This is a genomic window from Acidovorax sp. MR-S7 (genome assembly GCF_000400995.2).
Lineage (GTDB): Bacteria > Pseudomonadota > Gammaproteobacteria > Burkholderiales > Burkholderiaceae_C > MR-S7.
In genome coordinates this window covers 136,647-153,804 of record NZ_DF238983.1, presented here as the reverse complement: position 1 = coordinate 153,804, position 17,158 = coordinate 136,647, and the positions used below count along the sequence as shown (strand labels likewise).

General features: G+C 70.3%; 16 protein-coding genes. 8 read left to right on the top strand and 8 right to left on the bottom strand.

Annotated elements, in window-relative coordinates:
• Positions 1–97: 97 nt before the first annotated feature.
• The 8 genes from AVS7_RS20130 to lysS form a co-directional block, all read right to left on the bottom strand.
• Positions 98–814 (bottom strand): ABC transporter ATP-binding protein, encoded by a 717-nt coding sequence (locus tag AVS7_RS20130; RefSeq protein WP_024001943.1) that lies wholly within the window; start codon positions 812–814, stop codon positions 98–100.
• Between the two features lie 11 nt (positions 815–825).
• Positions 826–1,596, bottom strand: a complete 771-nt coding sequence (gene livG / locus AVS7_RS20125) for a high-affinity branched-chain amino acid ABC transporter ATP-binding protein LivG (RefSeq protein WP_020229864.1) — start codon at positions 1,594–1,596, stop codon at positions 826–828.
• On the bottom strand, positions 1,593–2,837 hold the full coding sequence (locus AVS7_RS20120) for a high-affinity branched-chain amino acid ABC transporter permease LivM (RefSeq protein WP_020229863.1): 1,245 nt from the start codon (positions 2,835–2,837) through the stop codon (positions 1,593–1,595). Before AVS7_RS20120 ends, livG begins: the two co-directional genes overlap by 4 nt.
• Entirely contained in the window at positions 2,837–3,766 is a 930-nt protein-coding gene (gene livH / locus AVS7_RS20115; RefSeq protein WP_034691273.1) for a high-affinity branched-chain amino acid ABC transporter permease LivH, read from the bottom strand. The genes AVS7_RS20120 and livH overlap by 1 nt, the downstream gene beginning before the upstream one ends.
• 89 nt (positions 3,767–3,855) lie before the next feature.
• Positions 3,856–4,977 carry a high-affinity branched-chain amino acid ABC transporter substrate-binding protein gene (locus AVS7_RS20110; RefSeq protein ID WP_034691272.1) on the bottom strand — a complete coding sequence of 374 codons (1,122 nt, stop codon included), beginning with the start codon at positions 4,975–4,977 and terminating at the stop codon, positions 3,856–3,858.
• Positions 4,978–5,207: 230 nt separating this feature from the next.
• Positions 5,208–5,849, bottom strand: coding sequence for a mechanosensitive ion channel family protein (locus AVS7_RS20105; protein WP_020229860.1), 642 nt, complete (start codon positions 5,847–5,849; stop codon positions 5,208–5,210).
• Between the two features lie 38 nt (positions 5,850–5,887).
• Positions 5,888–6,916, bottom strand: coding sequence for a diguanylate cyclase domain-containing protein (locus tag AVS7_RS20100; protein ID WP_020229859.1), 1,029 nt, complete (start codon positions 6,914–6,916; stop codon positions 5,888–5,890).
• Positions 6,917–6,922: 6 nt separating this feature from the next.
• Positions 6,923–8,476 carry a lysine--tRNA ligase gene (gene lysS / locus AVS7_RS20095; protein WP_020229858.1) on the bottom strand — a complete coding sequence of 518 codons (1,554 nt, stop codon included), beginning with the start codon at positions 8,474–8,476 and terminating at the stop codon, positions 6,923–6,925.
• Between the two features lie 104 nt (positions 8,477–8,580).
• Here lysS and AVS7_RS20090 point away from each other — a divergent pair, with 104 nt between their 5' ends.
• The 8 genes from AVS7_RS20090 to AVS7_RS20055 all read left to right on the top strand — a co-directional run bounded on the left by AVS7_RS20090 (position 8,581) and on the right by AVS7_RS20055 (position 17,139).
• A complete protein-coding gene (locus tag AVS7_RS20090; protein ID WP_020229857.1) occupies positions 8,581–9,957 on the top strand; it encodes a UDP-glucose/GDP-mannose dehydrogenase family protein in 1,377 nt (458 codons plus the stop codon).
• Positions 9,954–11,141: a hypothetical protein gene (locus AVS7_RS20085; protein ID WP_024001941.1), complete on the top strand. Its 1,188-nt coding sequence runs from the start codon at positions 9,954–9,956 to the stop codon at positions 11,139–11,141. Before AVS7_RS20090 ends, AVS7_RS20085 begins: the two co-directional genes overlap by 4 nt.
• A 91-nt stretch (positions 11,142–11,232) precedes the next feature.
• Positions 11,233–11,889, top strand: a complete 657-nt coding sequence (locus AVS7_RS20080; protein WP_020229855.1) for a bifunctional 2-polyprenyl-6-hydroxyphenol methylase/3-demethylubiquinol 3-O-methyltransferase UbiG — start codon at positions 11,233–11,235, stop codon at positions 11,887–11,889.
• Positions 11,886–12,893: a glycosyltransferase family 2 protein gene (locus AVS7_RS20075; protein ID WP_020229854.1), complete on the top strand. Its 1,008-nt coding sequence runs from the start codon at positions 11,886–11,888 to the stop codon at positions 12,891–12,893. The genes AVS7_RS20080 and AVS7_RS20075 overlap by 4 nt, the downstream gene beginning before the upstream one ends.
• On the top strand, positions 12,890–13,585 hold the full coding sequence (locus AVS7_RS20070; protein WP_020229853.1) for a bifunctional 2-polyprenyl-6-hydroxyphenol methylase/3-demethylubiquinol 3-O-methyltransferase UbiG: 696 nt from the start codon (positions 12,890–12,892) through the stop codon (positions 13,583–13,585). Before AVS7_RS20075 ends, AVS7_RS20070 begins: the two co-directional genes overlap by 4 nt.
• Positions 13,578–14,729: a DegT/DnrJ/EryC1/StrS aminotransferase family protein gene (locus tag AVS7_RS20065; protein ID WP_020229852.1), complete on the top strand. Its 1,152-nt coding sequence runs from the start codon at positions 13,578–13,580 to the stop codon at positions 14,727–14,729. The genes AVS7_RS20070 and AVS7_RS20065 overlap by 8 nt, the downstream gene beginning before the upstream one ends.
• Positions 14,726–15,319, top strand: coding sequence for a sugar transferase (locus tag AVS7_RS20060; protein ID WP_024001940.1), 594 nt, complete (start codon positions 14,726–14,728; stop codon positions 15,317–15,319). The genes AVS7_RS20065 and AVS7_RS20060 overlap by 4 nt, the downstream gene beginning before the upstream one ends.
• Entirely contained in the window at positions 15,316–17,139 is a 1,824-nt protein-coding gene (locus tag AVS7_RS20055; RefSeq protein WP_020229850.1) for a nucleoside-diphosphate sugar epimerase/dehydratase, read from the top strand. The genes AVS7_RS20060 and AVS7_RS20055 overlap by 4 nt, the downstream gene beginning before the upstream one ends.
• Positions 17,140–17,158: the final 19 nt, after the last annotated feature.

Below are 17,158 nucleotides of genomic sequence, written 5' to 3'. Positions count from 1 at the left end.
CGCAAAGCCGCGCCAGCTCTTGCTCGACGCCATCGGAGTGCCGGTCATCAACACAGATTTGTGACAGAGCCTTTCCTTTTGGTCGGACGGAAGGGGGTCAGCCCCCAAGGTAGGCCTTGCGCACGTCGGCATTGGCCAGCAGGCTGGCCCCCGTGTCTTCCAGCACCACGCGCCCGTTCTCCAGCACGTAGCCGCGGTCGGCGATCTGCAGCGCGCGGTTGGCGTTCTGCTCCACGAGAAACACGGTCACGCCCTCGGCGCGGATGGCCTGGATGATCTCGAAGATCTGGGCAATGATCAGCGGCGCCAGGCCCAGCGTGGGCTCGTCGAGCAGCAGCAGGCGGGGCTTGCTCATCAGCGCGCGGCCGATGGCCAGCATCTGCTGCTCGCCGCCCGACATGGTGCCGGCGCGCTGGCTGGCGCGGTCGCGCAGGCGGGGGAACAGCTTGAACACGTGCTCCATGCCCGCGTCGATGGCGGCGTTATCCTGGAAGAAGCCGCCCATCTGCAGGTTCTCGACCACGGTCAGGTTCGAGAAGATGCGGCGCCCCTCCGGGGAGACGGCGATGCCCTTGCGCATGATCAGGTGCGTGGACTGCTGGGTGATGTCCTCGCCCTCGAAGTGCACGCTGCCGCCGCTGGCGCGCGGCGTGCCGCAGATGGTCATGAGCAGCGAGGTCTTGCCCGCGCCGTTGGAGCCGATGAGCGAGACGATTTCGCCCTGGTTCACATGCAGGCTCACGTGGTCCACCGCTTGAATAGCGCCGTAGTGGGTGCACAGATCCTGCACCTGCAGCATGGGTGTGGTGTGCATCAGGCCTGTCATTACGCTTCCCCCAGGTAGGCCTTGATGACCCGTTCGTCGTTGCGGATGGCTTCGGGCACGCCCATGGCGATGGGCTTGCCGTATTCCATGACCAGGATGCGCTCGGACACGCCCATCACCAGCCCCATGTCGTGCTCGATGAGCAGCACGGCCACGCCGTAGTCGCGGCGCAGCTGGTCGATGAGCTGCTGCAGGTCCTTCTTCTCCTGCGGGTTCAGGCCGGCCGCGGGCTCGTCGAGCATGAGCAGGCGCGGCTGCGTGATCATGCAGCGCGCGATTTCCAGGCGCCGCTGGTGGCCGTAGGCCAGGTTGCCGGCCTCGCGGTTGGCGAACGGGCGCAGGCCCATCACGTCGAGCCAGCGCATGGCGTTGTCGATCTTGTCGGCTTCGCTCCTGCGGTAGCGCGCGGTGTTGAACAGGCCTGCGAGCAGCGGTGCCTTCGCCTGGCGGTGCTGGGCCACCAGCAGGTTCTCCAGCGCCGTCATGCCCTTGAACAGGCGCACGTTCTGGAAGGTGCGCACCACGCCGTGGTTGGCGACCTGGTGGCTGCTCTGGCCCGCGATGCTCTGGCCGGCCAGCGCGATCTGGCCGCCGCTGGGCTGGTAGAAGCCGCTGATGCAGTTGAACACCGTGGTCTTGCCTGCGCCGTTGGGGCCGATGATGGCGAAGATCTCCTGCGGCTGCACGTCGAAGCCGACGTGGTCGACGGCCAGCAGGCCGCCGAAGCGCATGCACAGGTCCTTCACCTGGAGCAGGGGAGCGGCGCTCATGCGGGCACCTCCACGTGGTGGCGCTTCATGGGCAGCAGGCCCTGCGGGCGCCAGACCATCATCAGGATCATGACCAGGCCGAAGATCAGCATGCGGTATTCGGAGAATTCGCGCGCCAGCTCGGGCAGCACGGTGAGGATGATGGCGGCGCAGATCACGCCGAGCTGCGAGCCCATGCCGCCGAGCACGACGATGGCCAGGATCAGCGCCGATTCGATGAAGGTGAACGACTCGGGGTTGACGATGCCCTGGCGCGCCGCGAAGAACGCGCCGCCGAAGCCTGCGAACATGGCGCCCAGCGTGAAGGCCGAGAGCTTGATCTTCATGGGGTTGAGGCCCAGCGAACGGCAGGCGATCTCGTCCTCGCGCAGCGCCTCCCAGGCGCGGCCGATGGGCATGCGGATCAGGCGGTTGCTGATGAACAGCGTGACCACGGCGAGCAGCAGCGCCATCAGGTACAGGAAGATCACCATGTGCATGGAGTTGAATTCCAGCCCGAAGAACTGGTGGAAGGTGGTGCTGCCTTCGGCCACCGGCGAGCGCGTCATCGGCAGGCCGAGCACGCTGGGCTTGGGGATGCTGGAGATGCCGTCCGGCCCGCCCGTCCAGTCGGTCAGGTTGACCAGCAGCAGGCGGATGATTTCGCCGAAGCCCAGCGTCACGATGGCCAGGTAGTCGCCGCGCAGGCGCAGCACCGGAAAGCCGAGCACGAAGCCGAACAGCGCCGCGGCGGCACCCGCCAGCGGCAGGGCCTCCCAGAACGTCCAGCCGGCCCAGTGGAACAGCAGCGCGTAGGTGTAGGCGCCCACGGCGTAGAAGCCCACGAAGCCCAGGTCCAGGAGCCCGGCGAAGCCCACCACCACGTTCAGGCCCAGGCCGAGCATCACGTAGATCATGGCCAGCGTGGCGATGTCCACCGCATTGCGGCCCGCGAAGAAGGGCCAGGTGGCGGCGAGCATCAGCGCTGCGAAGATGAGCGCCTTGCGGTGGCTGGGCGCCACCTGCGGCAGGCGGGGCAGCGCGATGCGGGGCAGCCTGGGCGCGAGCAGCGGGCGCAGCAGCTGTACCACGAACACGGCCAGGCACCCCCAGAGCAGCGTGCGCCATTCGGGCACGATGATGGTGCGCACGCCCGCGCGCTCCAGGTGCAGCGTGAAGATGGGCAGTACCACCACGGCCGCGAGCAGCGTGGCGATGAGGGCGTTCTTGAGGGCGTGGGGAAAGCGGTTGGCCTGGCGCATCACACCTTCTCCACTTCGGGCTTGCCGAGCAGGCCGGTGGGCCGCAGCAGCAGGATCAGCACCAGCAGCCCGAAGGCCACGATGTCCTTGTATTCCGACGAGATGTAGGCGGCCGCGAAGGTCTCGGCCACGCCCAGGATCACGCCCCCGAGCATGGCGCCGGGGATGGAGCCGATGCCGCCCAGCACGGCGGCGGTGAACGCCTTGATGCCCGCCAGGAAGCCGATGAACGGGTTGAGCTTGCCCACGGCCAGCGCGATCAGCACGCCGCCCACGGCGGCCAGCATGGCGCCGAGGATGAAGGTGAACGAGACCACGCGGTTGGTGTCGATGCCCAGCAGGTTGGCCATGTGCATGTCCTGCGCGCAGGCACGCGAGGCGCGGCCCATGCGCGAATGCTTGATGTAGAGCGTGAGCGCGATCATCAGCAGCACCGTCACCAGGATGATGAGCACGCGCGAGTAGGGCACGAACACCTCGAAGCCGCCGCCTTCGCCGCCGAAGCGCATGGCGCCGGGAATCAGCGAGGGCACGGCCATGTCGCGCGCGCCCTGGCCCAGGGCCACCCAGTTCTGCAGGAAGATGGACATGCCGATGGCCGAGATCAGCGCCACCAGGCGCGGGCTGCCGCGCAGCGGCTTGTAGGCTACCTGCTCCACCACGAAGCCGTAGACGCCCGTCACGGCCACGGCCACGGCCAGCATGAGCGCGATGACGAGCCAGACGGGCAGGCCGCTCTGCACGCCGACGGCCGAGAGCGTGACCAGGCCCACGTAGGCGCCGATCATGTAGATGTCGCCGTGGGCGAAGTTGATCATTCCGATGATGCCGTAGACCATGGTGTAGCCGATGGCGATCAGGGCGTAGATGGCGCCCAGGGACAGACCGTTGAACAACTGCTGTATCAGTTGGGGCAAGAGATCAGACATGGTGTGCCGTCTCCTCCAGAGAAAGGGTTTCCAGATAGCGCAAGGGGGCGCAGCCTTCAGCTCGCGCCCCCATGGCCGAAACGGTGGTCTTACTTGGCCGCGGCGGTCTTGCTGCCGTCCTTGTGCCACTGGAACACCTGGAAGTCGTAGGACTTCAGGTCACCCTTGGCGTCCCAGGCCAGCGTGCCCAGCGGCGTGTCGAAGGAAGCGGTGTGCAGGTGCTTGGCCACCTTGTCCGCGTTGTCGCCCACGGCCTTGATGCTCTCGGCGATCACCTTCACGGCGGTGTACGAGGCCATCTGGAACGAGCCGGACGGGTCGCGCTTCTTGTCCTTGAACGCCTTGACCACGGCGGCGTTCTTGGGGTTGGAGGCGAAGTCGGCCGGCAGCGTCACCAGCATGCCTTCGACGGAGGCGCCGCCGATGGCGTTGATCTCGGGGTTGCCCACGCCCTCGGGGCCCATCATGCGCACCTTCAGGCCCTGCTCGCTGGCCTGGCGCAGCAGCAGGCCCATCTCGGGGTGGTAGCCGCCGTAGTAGACGAAGTCCACGCCGGCGCTCTTGAGCTTGGTAATGACGGCGGAGTAGTCGCTGTCGCCGGCATTGATGCCCTCGAACAGCGCCACGTTCACGTTGGATGCCTTGAGCGTGTCGCGCACGGCAGCGGCGATGCCCTGGCCGTAGGACTGCTTGTCGTGCAGCACGGCGACCTTCTTGGGCTTGACCTTCTCCGCGATGAACTTGGCGGCGAACGGACCCTGCTGGTCGTCGCGGCCGATGGTGCGGAAGATGTAGGTGTAGTTCTTGCCTTCGGTCAGCGCGGGCGAGGTGGCCGAGGGCGTGATCACGACCACGCCTTCGTTGTTGTAGATGGGCGCGGCGGCGATGGAGGCGCCGGAGCACACGGGGCCCACCACGTAGCCGATCTTGGCATTGACCACGCGGTTGGCGGCCACGGGGCCCTGCTTGGGCTCGCAGGCGTCGTCGATCGCCACGATCTCGATCTTCTTGCCGCCGATGCCGCCGGCGCCGTTGATCTCCTCGACGGCGGTCTCCACGCCTTCCTTGACCATGTCGCCGTATTGCGTCAGCGGACCGGTGGTGGGGATCACCATGGCGATCTTGACCTGCGCGTGCGCGGCGGACAGCAGCGTGGCGCCAGCCAGGCTCAGCGCGGCGACGAGGGTGGGCATGCGGAACGGAATGTTCATGAAAAGTCTCTTCAGCGTTGGTTGAGGGGTTCTGAAAAACAATGCAGGCCGCGAAGGGCCTGCTGTTGAACCGCCGGGATGAACGAAGTGCGTAATGTTACCAACAGAGCCGGCGCGGGCGGCGGGCGGGAGAGGTGTGCGCTTGAGGGGGCGCAAGATTTGAAGAGAAAACGGCTGCAGCGCTTTCCAGTAAAGCGCTGGCAGCTATTGTTTTGAGAGCGGTGTGCGGATCAGGGAAAGTTCGCCGCCTTGGGCGCCGGAGCGGCCGCAGGCTCGGGGGCGGCGGGGTGCAGCCTGGATTCGGGCACGGGCGTGCCCGCGCGCCAGCGGCGCACCACGCGCTGGAAGATCAGCGCGTTGGGGATCTGCAGCAGGGTGCCGGGCTCGGGCGAGGTGGCGTCTTCCAGCGTGATGTAGAGCAGGTTGATGTCCATCACGCGGCCCAGGGCGCCGGGCTTCTCGGCGGTGTCCAGCAGCTCGATGTGGTCGCCCACGCGGAACGGCCCCACGGTGAAGATCAGGAAGGCGCAGAACAGGTTGGAGAGCACGCTCCACGCGGCGAAGAAGGCCACGGCGCCCACGGTGGCGAAGCCGGTGAACGCGGTCCACAGCACGGCGGCGGACACGCCCAGGCGCTCGAGCACCAGCAGCCCGGCGCTGCCGATGATGAGCCAGCGCACCATGCCGCGCACGGGCGTGAGCAGCTCGTGCGGGAACTGGTAGTGGTCGCTGGCGCGCATCACGATGCGCAGGATCAGCCGCTGCAGCAGCAGCGCCGCGGCCAGGATGAGCAGGATCTGCAAGCCCGGCACGATGATGTCGAGCCAGTCGTGCATCCAGGGCGGCAGGTGGATTTTCAGGCGTGTCAGCATGGCGGGTCAGGGCGCGGAAGGCGCGGGGCGGCGGCGGTTCACAGGTTGCGCTGCTCGATGGTGTCCATCTGCATCTCGAAGCTGAAGAAGCGGTTGCGGCCCTGGGCCTTGGCCGCGTAGAGCGCCTGGTCGGCGCGCATGACCATGGTCTCCGCGCTGGTGCTGTCGTCGGGCACGCAGGTGGTGATGCCGCCGGAGATGGTCAGCACGCCGCCTTCGGGCGACCCGGGGTGCGGGATGGCGCGCGACTGCAGCACCTTGCCCAGCGCGCGCGCGAAGGTCATGGCGCCCGAGCGCGGCGTGCCCGGCAGGATCAGGGCGAACTCCTCGCCGCCGTAGCGCGAGGCCACGTCGCGCGGGCGCACGCAGACTTCGCGCAGCACGCGGCTGACTTCCTTGAGGCAGGTATCTCCCTGCACATGGCCCAGGGAGTCGTTGTAGCGCTTGAAATGGTCCAGGTCGCACAGCATCAGCGTCAGGGGCGTGCCGTCGCGCCGGGCCGCGAGGATCTCGCTGTGCAGGATGCGGTCGAAGCCGCGGCGGTTGACCAGCCCGGTGAGCGCGTCCACCTCCACCATCTCGTTGAGCCGCTGGTTGGCCAGGTGCAGCTCCTCGGTCAGCTCGACGAGGCGGCGGCGCATGTCGCGCAGCCGGCGCATGGCGCGCAGCTTGGCGGCCAGCACGATGGGCTTGACGGGCTTGACCAGGTAGTCGTCGCCGCCCGCCTCGATGCCGCGCCACACGTCCAGGTCGCCGTCCAGTCCGGACAGGAAGATGATGGGCGTCCACCCGCCGGGCTCGGCTTCGCGCATGCGCTGCGCCACCCAGTAGCCGTCGTTGCCGCCGGGCAGGCGGATGTCCAGCAGCACCAGGTCGGGCCGGCGCAGCTTGAAGAGCTGCAGCGCCGCGTCGGCGGAGGTCGCCTCCAGCACTTCGCTGGCGCCCACCTGGCGCAGTTCGTCGGCCAGCAGGGCGCGAATGGAGGCCTGGTCTTCCACGACCAGCACGCAGAACGGCTCGTGCAGGCGCGCGGGGAAGGCGTCGGGGGTGCCGGTCGCCGGGCTCATGTCGGGTCAGTGTTCCCGGCGCAGGGCAGGGAACAGGATTACGTCGCGGATGCTGGGGCTGTCGGTCAGCAGCATCATCAGCCGGTCGATGCCGATGCCGCAGCCGCCGGTGGGGGGCAGGCCGTATTCCAGCGCGCGCACGAAGTCGTGGTCGAAGTACATGGCCTCGTCGTCGCCGCTGTCCTTGGCCGCCACCTGGGCGTTGAAGCGCGCTGCCTGGTCCTCGGCGTCGTTCAGCTCGGAGAAGCCGTTGCCGAACTCGCGGCCGGTGATGTAGAGCTCGAAGCGCTCGGTCACCTCGGGGCGCACGTCGTTGGCGCGCGCCAGGGGGCTGATCTCGGTCGGATGTTCCATGATGAAGGTGGGCTGCCAGAGCTTGTCCTCCACCTCTTCCTCGAAGTACAGCACCTGCAGGCTGGCCAGCGTGCGCGTGGACAGGCGGTCCTTCTCCTCGGTCATGCCCAGCTTCTTCAAGGCGCTGATGAGCCACGCCGCGTCGTCCACGTGGGCACCGGCCTCGGTGTACTGGAAGATCGCCTCGCGGATGGTCAGGCGCTGGAAGGGCTGGGCCAGGTCCACCGCGCGGCCGCCGTAGCTCAGCTCCAGCGTGCCGGCCGCCTTCATGGCCGCATCACGCACGAGCTGTTCGGTGAAATCCATCAGGTCGCGGTAGTTCCAGTAGGCCGCGTAGAACTCCATCATCGTGAACTCGGGGTTGTGGCGCACCGAGATGCCTTCGTTGCGGAAGTTGCGGTTGATCTCGAACACGCGCTCGAAGCCGCCCACCACCAGGCGCTTCAAGTACAGCTCGGGCGCGATGCGCAGGTACATCTCCTGCTCCAGCGCGTTGTGGTGGGTGACGAAGGGCTTGGCGTTGGCGCCGCCGGGGATGGGGTGGAGCATGGGCGTTTCCACCTCCAGGAAGCCGTGCTCCACCATGAACGCGCGGATGCCGCTCACGGCCTTGCTGCGCGCCACGAAGCGGCGGCGCGCGGCCTCGTCGGTCATCAGGTCGACGTAGCGCTGGCGGTACTTCACCTCCTGGTCGGCCACCCCGTGGAACTTGTCGGGCATGGGGCGCAGGCTCTTGGTGAGCAGGCGCAGGCGCGTGACCTTGACCGACAGCTCGCCCGTCTTGGTCTTCATCAGCGTGCCCTCGGCGCCGACGATGTCGCCCAGGTCCCACTTCTTGAAGTCGGCATACACCTCCTCGCCCAGCGCGTCGCGCGTCACGTAGAGCTGGATGCGCCCGCCCGTGCTGCCCAGCGAGCCGTCCTGCAGCGTGGCGAAGCTGGCCTTGCCCATCACGCGCTTGAGCATCATGCGGCCGGCCACGCTGACCGCCACGGCCTGCGCCTCCAGCGGCTCGGCGTCCAGCGCGCCGTACTGCTGCTGCAGGGCGGCCGCGTGGTGCGCGGGCTTGAAGTCGTTGGGGAAGGCCACGCCCTGGCCCTGGGCCTGGCGCTCGCGCAGGGTCTGGAGCTTCTCGCGGCGTTCGGCGATGAGCTGGTTCTCGTCCTGGTGGGGGGCTGCTGCGGCGCTGGTCTGTTCGGAAGACATAAGGAATGTGCGGGGTGGAGAGCGTGGACAATCAGCGGCGGGCTGGTCACGCTTTTGTGAATAACCGGCAATTTTACCCAGCGGTCCCCTTTTTCCATCGCATCATGAAGATCACCATCGCAGGCGCAGGCTACGTCGGGCTGGTTTCCGCCGCCTGCTTCGCCGAGCTGGGCAACCACGTCGTCTGCGTGGACCGCGACGAGGGCCGCGTCGCGCGGCTGCGGCAGGCCGACCTGCCGCTGTACGAACCGGGCCTGCGCGAGCTGGTCGCCAAGAACCTGGAGGCCGGCCGCCTGGCCTTCACCACCGACCTGCCGCGCGGCGTGCGCCATGGCGAGCTGCTGTTCATCGCCGTGGGCACGCCCGCGCAGGCCGACGGTGCGGCCGACGTGGGCCAGGTGCTGGAGGTGGCGCGGGCCGTGGGCGGGCACCTCACGCGCTTCCAGGTGATAGCGGACAAATCCACCGTGCCCGTGGGCACGGCCGGGCGCGTGCGCGAAACCATCGCGCGCGAACTGGCGCGGCGCGTGCGCGCGGGGCAGTTGCGCAAGGCGCCGGAGTTCGCCGTCGTCTCCAACCCCGAATTTCTCAAGGAAGGCGCGGCCGTGGACGATTTCATGCGCCCCGACCGCGTGGTGCTCGGCGTGCCCCAAAACGCTGCCGGCCGCCGCGCCGAGGCGCTGCTGCGCCGCGCCTATGCTCCCTTCAACCGCAACCGCAACCGCGAGCGCATCGTGGCCATGGACGTGCAGAGCGCCGAACTGACCAAATACGCCGCCAACGCGCTGCTCGCCACCAAGATCAGCTTCATGAACGACATGGCCGCGCTGGCCGAGTCGCTGGGCGCCGACATCGAGCAGGTGCGCCGGGGCATCGGCTCGGACCGGCGCATCGGCTACGACTTCATCTACGCGGGCCTGGGCTACGGCGGCTCGTGCTTCCCCAAGGACGTGGACGCCCTGTGCCACGCCGCGCGCGCCGCGGGCCAGCGCATGCGCGTGGTGGAGGCCGTGCGCGCCGTCAACGCCGCGCAGCCCGACCGCTTCATGGACAAGGTGCTGCGCCACTTCGGCGGATCGCTGCAGGGGCGCGTGATCGCCCTGTGGGGCCTGACGTTCAAGCCCGGCACCGACGACGTGCGCGAAGCGCCCAGCCGCCGCATCGTGCGCCGGCTGGCGGCGGCGGGCGCGCAGGTGCGGGCGCACGACCCGCTGGTGCAGTCCCTGGCGCAGCTCCTGCCCGGCGAGCGCCCGGGCCGGCTGGCGCGGCAGGTGGCGTTCTGCGCCGATCCCCTGGAGGCCGCGCGCGGTGCCGACGCGCTGCTCATCGCCACCGAATGGAAGGTCTACCGCAGCCCCGACCTGGCGGCCTTGCGCCGCGCGCTGCGCGCGCCCGTGGTGTTCGACGGGCGCAACCTGTTCGACCCCGCTGAGATGCGGCGCGCGGGCTTCTCGTACCAGGGCGTGGGGCGGGGCGGATGAGCCTGCCGGGCGCTCCGAGCGTGCGTGGGGCCGTGGGCTGGACGCTCGCGCAGCACGGCGCGTTCTTCGCCTCGGCCTGGCTCGTGTCGTGGTGGGCCGGGGCGGGGCGCTTCGGCGAATGGAGCCAGGCGCTGGCCTTGGCCACCGTGCTCGCTGCGCTCATCACGCTGCGCATGGAATACGCCGGCCAGCTCGACGCGCGCGCGCCGCGCGCCGCATCGCTGTTCGCGGCGGCGCGGCGGCTGGCGCTCGGGTTGGGCCTGGGCGTGGCGGCGCTGGGCATTGGTGCGGCGCTGGCCGGCGCCGTGCCGTGGTGGGCGGGCGCGGGCGCGCTGGCGGTGGCGCCGCTCGCGCTCGTGCAGGTGCGCGCCGCCGCGCATGCGCGCGAGGGCCGCGTGGCCGCGGCGGCGGCGGTGCGCGCGCTGCCCGCGATCTGCATGGTGCCGCTGCAGGCCGCCGCCTGCGTGCTGCAGGCGCCGGATGCCATCGCCTGGAGCCTGCCCGTGGCCGCATGGGCCAGCCTGTGCGTGATGCGTGTTCCACGGCATGGGGCGCCCCGCCTGCGCCGCCTGCTGCGCGCGCGCTGGCCCTTTTTGCGCACGGAGTGGCTGGGGCTGGCGCTCAACACCGCCGCCAACCACGGGCAGGTGCTGGCCGTGGGCCTGGTCGCGGGCGATGCCGCCGCCGGGGTGATCGCGCTCGGCATGCGCGTGGCGATGCTGCCGACCAGCCTGGTCGGGCTGGCCTGGGCCGATGGGTTGCGCGCGCAGGTCGTCGCCAGCGGCTCGCGCGACCAGGCGCAGGCGGTAGTCACGGCGGCGTTGCGGCGCATGGCGGGCGTTTCCCTCCCCATGCACCTCGCGGGCGCGATGGCTGCGTGGTGGCTGCTGCCGTGGCTGTTCCCCGCGCAGGGGCGCGAACTGGCGGCGGTCGTGCTGCTCCTGCTGCCCCTGGGCGCCGTGCGCATGGTGGCCAGCCCCGTGGCCTTCCTGCCCGCCTGGCGCGGCTGGCTGGGGTGGAGTTTGCTGGGGCAGTGCCTGCTGTTCACGGCCGCTTTCGGCGCGGCGCTGGCGGGCGCGCGCTGGGGCGCCGAAGGCGTGGCGATGGCCTATGCGGCAGCGGCGGTATGTGTCTACATGGGTTACATCGTGTGCGCCCTGCGCGCCGTTCGGGCCGATACTTAGCAGGTGATGGTTTTTCAAAATTGATAGCTGCTTGCGCTTTATAGGCAAGCGCTAGAGGCCGATTTGGTATGTATTCCTGGAAGCACGCGACATGGGCAGGCAAGGCAAGGTAGGCGCGGCGCGCGAAGCGGGGCTGGCGCGCGACCACTACACGGGCGACGCGAACTTCACGCCCGAGCACCTGCATTCCCTCTCGTTCCAGATCCTGCAGCTGCGCTCGCTGCGGCCGCGCCGCGTGCTGGAGGTGGGCATCGGCAACGGCTTCGTTTCCACCTTCCTGCGGCAGTCGGGCATCGAGGTAGTGACGGCGGACATCAACCCCGCGCTCGGGGCCGACATCTGCGCGCCGCTGGCCGAACTGCCCGAGCGTCTGCGCGGCGAGCGGTTCGACGTGGTGTCGTGCTGCGAGGTGCTGGAGCACATGCCGTTCGAGCAGTTCGGCGCCAACCTCGACGTGCTGCGCGGCCTCGCGCCCAATGCCTTCATCTCGCTGCCGGGCCACTTCCCCTGGCTGGGCTTCGCGGGGCGTTTCGGCATCCACAACCGTTTCGTGAACGTATGCCTGGGCTTGCGCATCCCGTGCCGCAGGCGGCTGACCGATGGGCACTACTGGGAGATCGGCTCGCACTGGGCCACGCGCCGCTCGGCCCTCGTCGCGCAGATGCGCGAGCGCTTCGCGCGCGTGGACAGCGGTGTGTTCCCCATGCACCGCTACCACTACTTCTTCCGCTGCGAGGGCGGGGCATGAGCCTGCTGTCCGTGATCGCCCCGTGCCGCAACGAGCGCGCGCACATCCTCGCGTTCTGCGAGAGCGTGGCGCGGCAGGAACTGCCGCCCGGCTGGCGCATGGAGGTGCTGGTGGCCGACGGCGAGAGCGACGACGGCACGCGCGAACTGCTCGACGGCTGGTGTGCGAAGGATGTGCGCTTCCAGCGCGTGGACAACCCCGGCCGCATCGTCTCCACCGGCCTGAATCGCTGCATCGCGCAGGCGCGCGGCGAGGTCATCGCGCGGCTGGACATCCACAGCGAGTACGCCCCCGACTACCTCGCGCAGTGCATCGCGGCCTTGCAGGCGAGCGGCGCCGACAACGTGGGCGGCCCCTGGCGCGCCGAGGGCCGCACGCCCATGCAGCGCGCCGTGGCCGCGGCGTTCCAGTCGCGCTGGGTGGCGGGCGGCGCGCGCTCGCGCGACCTGGGGTACGAGGGCGAGGTGGACACCGTCTACCTCGGCTGCTGGCCGCGTGCCACGTTCGAGCGTTTCGGATGCTTCGACGAACAGTTGGTGCGCAACCAGGACGACGAACACAACCTGCGCATCCGCCGCGCGGGCGGGCGCATCTGGCAGAGCCCGAGCATCCGCAGCACCTACTTCCCGCGCGCGCGGCTCGCGCAGGTGCTGCGCCAGTACGCGCAGTACGGCTACTGGAAGCCCTTCGTCATCGCCAAGCATGGCCAAGCCGCCGCGCTGCGGCACCTGGTGCCGGCCGCGTTCGTGCTGGCGCTGGCCGCCGCCGCGGGCCTGGCCCTGGTGTGGAGCGCCGCTCCGCTGGTCGCGCTGCTGCTGGCCTACGGGCTGCTGCTGGCACTGGCGATCGCGGGCATGCGCGGCGTGGGGCCGGGCGTCGCCGCGCGTGCGGTGGCGGTCATCGCGGCCTACCACCTGGGCTACGGCTGGGGCTCGCTGCGCGGCTGGTGGGACTGGTGGCGCCACCGCGCGCCGCAGCCGCGCTGGGGGGCGCTCACGCGATGACGCAGGACGAATCCCGGCGCGTGCAGGAGCGCTACGCCCGGCGCGACGCGGCCGCGGACGCCCGGCGCTATGCGCTCACTGACCCCTACGCCCTGGCCGCCTGGCAGGAGCGCCAGCGCGCCATCGTGCGGCTGCTGGCCGGGCGCGACCTGGCGGCGCTGTCGGTGCTCGAAGTGGGCTGCGGCAGCGGCGGCAACCTGCAGGACCTGGTCCGCCTGGGTGTCGATCCTGCGCGGGTGCAAGGCATCGAACTGCAGGGTGGCCGCGCTGCACAGGCCCGTGCCGTGCTTCCCATCGCCTGCCGTATCCACACCGCCGACGCGCTGCATGCCGACGTGCCCGGTGCCAGCCAGGACCTGGTGCTGTGCTTCACCGTGTTCTCCTCGCTGCTGCAGGACGAGGCGCCGCAGGCCCTGGCCGCGCGCGCCTGGCACTGGCTGCGCCCGGGCGGCGCGGTGCTGTGGCACGATTTCACCGTGAACAACCCGCGCAACCCCGACGTGCGCGGCGTGCCCCTGGCGCGCGTGCGCGCGCTGTTCCCGCAGGGCCGCGTGCAGGCGCGCCGGGTGACGCTGGCGCCGCCGCTGGGGCGTGCCCTGTGCCGCGTGCATCCCGCCTTGTATGGATGGGCCAACGCCGTTCCCTGGCTGCGCACCCACGTCCTCTGCCTGGTCCACAAACCGAATGACTGACTTCCTGCCCTTCGCCCTGCCCGACATCGGCCCCGAGGAAGAGGCTGAGGTGCTGGACACGCTGCGCTCCGGCTGGCTCACCACGGGGCCGAAGGCACGGCGCTTCGAGGCGGCCTTCGCCGAGTTTCTGGGCGACGCGGCGCTGGAGGCCATCGCCGTCAACTCCGCCACCGCCGGCCTGCACCTGGCGCTGGAGGCGCTGGGCATCGGCCCCGGCGACGAGGTCATCACCACCACCCACACCTTCACGGCCACGGCCGAGGTGATCCGCTACCTGGGCGCGCAGCCCGTGCTGGTGGACGTGGAGCGGTCCACGCTGTGCATCGACCCCGCGCAGGTGGCCCAGCGCATCACGCCACGCACGCGCGCCATCATCGCCGTGCACTTCGGCGGGCGCAGCGCGGACATGGCGGCGCTGCTGGCGCTGGCGCGCCCGCACGGCATCCACGTGGTGGAGGACGCGGCCCACGCGCTGCCCGCCACGCACGGCGGGCAGCTCGTCGGCACGCTGGGCAGCAGCGCCACCGTCTTCAGCTTCTACGCCAACAAGACCATGACCACGGGCGAGGGCGGCATGCTGGTCACGCGCGATGCGCAGCTCGCCCGCCGCGCGCGCGTGATGCGGCTGCACGGCATCGACCGCGATGCGTTCGCGCGCTTCAACACCCCCGTGCCCGCCTGGTGCTACGACGTGGTGGCGCCCGGCTTCAAGTACAACCTGACCGACATCGCCGCCGCCATCGGCCTGGCGCAACTGCCCAAGGTACACCGCTTCCAGCAGCGCCGCGCCGCCATCGCCCGGCACTACGGCGAGGCGCTGGCCGGCCTGCCCCTCACGTTGCCGCCAGGCCCCGCGCCGGGGGACGTGCATGCCTGGCACCTGTTCCCCATCGAGGTGCACGGCATGCCGCGCGACGCCTTCGTGCAGGCCATGTTCGACCAGGGCATCGGCATGAGCGTGCACTACATCCCGCTGCACCAGCAGACGTATTGGCGCGACTTCTGCGGACTGCGGCCCGAAGACTTTCCCGTGAGCCAGTCGATTTACGAACGCACGGCCTCGCTGCCCATCTACAGCCGCATGGACGACGCGGCCGTGCAGCGCGTGGCGGCGGCCGTGCGCCGCATATTGGAGGGCGCATGAAGCGCTGCATGGACGTGCTGCTCTCCCTGCTGGGCCTGGCGCTGCTGTGGCCGCTGGGGCTGGCGGTGGCGCTGGCGATCCGGCTCGACTCGCCCGGCCCCGCGCTCTTCCGGCAGGAGCGCGTGGGGCTGCACGGTCGGCCTTTCCGCATCCACAAGTTCCGCACCATGCGCGTGGGCGGCGCGGGTCCGCAGGTCACCGCCGGGGGCGACGCGCGCATCACCCGCGTGGGCCGCGTGCTGCGCCGCTATAAGCTCGACGAGCTGCCGCAGCTCATCGACGTGCTGCAGGGCCGCATGAGCCTGGTCGGCCCCCGGCCCGAGGTGCCGCGCTACATGGCGCTCTACCCGCCCGAGGCGCGCCGCGCCATCCTGTCAGTGCGCCCGGGCATCACCGACCCGGCGAGCATCGCCTTCCGCAACGAAGAAGCCCTGCTGGCTGCCGCGCCCGATGCCGAGCGTGCCTACATCGACACCATCATGCCCCTCAAGCAGCGCTATTACCTGGACTACGTGGCGCACCACAGCCTGGGCGCGGACCTGCGCATCCTGCTCTCCACGGCGGCCGTGCTGCTGAAAGGCGCTCCATGACCGCCCGCTGGAGCCGTGCCATGGCGCCCTTCGCGCTGGCCGACCTGGCGCTGGTGGCGCTGGCCTGGTGGGCCGCGTTCTGGCTGCGCTTCAACTTCGAGATGCAGGGCGAATACCTGGACATGGCCCTGGCCACCATGCCCTGGGCCGTGGGCTGCATGGCGCTGGGGCTGGCCGTGGCGCGGGTGCACCGGCAGGCCTGGCGCTACGTGGGGCTGGCCGACCTGCGCCAGCTCGCCTGGGGCGCGCTGCTGGGCACGCTGGCGGCCACGGCCGGCATCATGGTGCTGCGCTACCCCGGCTTCGCGCGCTCGGTGTTCCCTCTCTTCGGGGTGCTGGCGCTGGTGCTGCTGACCGGCGCGCGCGCGCTGTGGCGCACGCTGGCAGAGCGGCGCGCGGGCCCGCTCGCGCCGGGGCAGACGCCGCTGCTTATCGTGGGCACGCTGGAGGAGGCCGACCAAGCGCTGCGCGCCATCAAGGGCACGGCGCTGTGGCACGTGGCGGGCATCGTTTCGCCGAACGAGGAAGACGCGGGCCGCAGCCTGCACAACGTCAGCGTGGTGGGCGCCACCCCGGCGCTGGGCGCGGTGGCGCAGGCGCTGCAGGTGCGCTCGGTGCTGCTGGCCAGCCCGCCGGGCGCGGCGCTGCGGCGCGAGGTGCTATTGCGCTGGTCGGGCTCGGGGCTGAACCTGCTGTCGATGCCCGTGGCCGACCACTGGCTGAGCGCCACGGCACCCGATTTGCGCAAGGTGGAGCTGGAAGACCTGCTGGGCCGCCCCCCCGTGGTGCTGGACGCGGGCAACCTCGCCGAATGGCTGTCGGGCCAGACGGTGCTGGTGACCGGCGCGGGCGGCTCCATCGGCGCCGAGCTGTGCCGCCAGGTGGCGCGCTTCGGCGTGGCGCGCCTGGTGTGCGTGGACGTGTCCGAGGCCGCCATCTACCCGCTGGAGCAGGAGCTGCGCGCCGCCCACCCGCAGATGCAGGGCTTCTACTACACCGCCAACGTGCGCGAGCACGGCCGCGTGCTGGCCATCGCCCAGCGCCACCGCCCGGCCGTGGTCTTTCATGCCGCCGCCTACAAGCACGTGCCGCTGATGGAGGAGCTCAACGAGATCGAGGCGCTGCGCACCAATGCGCTGGGCACGCTGCACATGGCGCGCGTCGCCGGCGAGTGCGGCGCCGCCAAGTTCGTGCTCGTCTCCACCGACAAGGCGGTGAACCCCACCAACGTGATGGGCGCCAGCAAGCGCCTGGCCGAGCGCGTGGTGCAGCGCATCGCCAGCGAATACACAGGCACCGACTACGTGGCCGTGCGCTTCGGCAACGTGCTGGGCTCCAGCGGCTCGGTGGTGCCGCTCTTTACCGCGCAGATCGCGCGCGGCGGGCCGGTCACCGTCACGCACCCGGACATCGTGCGCTACTTCATGACCATCCCCGAGGCCGCGCAGCTCGTCGTGCAGGCCGGGTGGATGGGCCGCTCGGGACAGATCTACGTGCTGGACATGGGCGACCCGGTGAAGATCGTGGAATTGGCGCGCCTGCTGATCCGCCTGTCGGGCAAGACCGAGGCGGAGGTGCCCATCGTCTTCACCGGCCTGCGCCCCGGCGAGAAGCTCTACGAGGAATGGCTGGCCGACGGCGAAACCACCCAGCCCACCCGCCACCCGCGCCTGCGCGTGGCGCGGCAGGGCGAGCCGGACGCGCTGGACCTGGACGCTCTCCTGCGCTGGGTGGAGGGCCTGGGCCCCGCGCCTGCCTCCGCCGTGCTGCGCGAGGGATTGCGCGAGCGGGTGCCGGAATACCATCCACTCCTGTATTGATAGCTTCTTGCGCTTGATA

What these genes read in the sequence shown, in the direction of transcription:
- AVS7_RS20130 (WP_024001943.1), bottom strand. Translation starts at nt 814, where the DNA reads ATGCACACCACACCCATGCTGCAGGTGCAGGATCTGTGCACCCACTAC.
- livG (WP_020229864.1), bottom strand. Translation starts at nt 1,596, where the DNA reads ATGAGCGCCGCTCCCCTGCTCCAGGTGAAGGACCTGTGCATGCGCTTC.
- AVS7_RS20120 (WP_020229863.1), bottom strand. Translation starts at nt 2,837, where the DNA reads ATGCGCCAGGCCAACCGCTTTCCCCACGCCCTCAAGAACGCCCTCATC.
- livH (WP_034691273.1), bottom strand. Translation starts at nt 3,766, where the DNA reads ATGTCTGATCTCTTGCCCCAACTGATACAGCAGTTGTTCAACGGTCTG.
- AVS7_RS20110 (WP_034691272.1), bottom strand. Translation starts at nt 4,977, where the DNA reads ATGAACATTCCGTTCCGCATGCCCACCCTCGTCGCCGCGCTGAGCCTG.
- AVS7_RS20105 (WP_020229860.1), bottom strand. Translation starts at nt 5,849, where the DNA reads ATGCTGACACGCCTGAAAATCCACCTGCCGCCCTGGATGCACGACTGG.
- AVS7_RS20100 (WP_020229859.1), bottom strand. Translation starts at nt 6,916, where the DNA reads ATGAGCCCGGCGACCGGCACCCCCGACGCCTTCCCCGCGCGCCTGCAC.
- lysS (WP_020229858.1), bottom strand. Translation starts at nt 8,476, where the DNA reads ATGTCTTCCGAACAGACCAGCGCCGCAGCAGCCCCCCACCAGGACGAG.
- AVS7_RS20090 (WP_020229857.1), top strand. Translation starts at nt 8,581, where the DNA reads ATGAAGATCACCATCGCAGGCGCAGGCTACGTCGGGCTGGTTTCCGCC.
- AVS7_RS20085 (WP_024001941.1), top strand. Translation starts at nt 9,954, where the DNA reads ATGAGCCTGCCGGGCGCTCCGAGCGTGCGTGGGGCCGTGGGCTGGACG.
- AVS7_RS20080 (WP_020229855.1), top strand. Translation starts at nt 11,233, where the DNA reads ATGGGCAGGCAAGGCAAGGTAGGCGCGGCGCGCGAAGCGGGGCTGGCG.
- AVS7_RS20075 (WP_020229854.1), top strand. Translation starts at nt 11,886, where the DNA reads ATGAGCCTGCTGTCCGTGATCGCCCCGTGCCGCAACGAGCGCGCGCAC.
- AVS7_RS20070 (WP_020229853.1), top strand. Translation starts at nt 12,890, where the DNA reads ATGACGCAGGACGAATCCCGGCGCGTGCAGGAGCGCTACGCCCGGCGC.
- AVS7_RS20065 (WP_020229852.1), top strand. Translation starts at nt 13,578, where the DNA reads ATGACTGACTTCCTGCCCTTCGCCCTGCCCGACATCGGCCCCGAGGAA.
- AVS7_RS20060 (WP_024001940.1), top strand. Translation starts at nt 14,726, where the DNA reads ATGAAGCGCTGCATGGACGTGCTGCTCTCCCTGCTGGGCCTGGCGCTG.
- AVS7_RS20055 (WP_020229850.1), top strand. Translation starts at nt 15,316, where the DNA reads ATGACCGCCCGCTGGAGCCGTGCCATGGCGCCCTTCGCGCTGGCCGAC.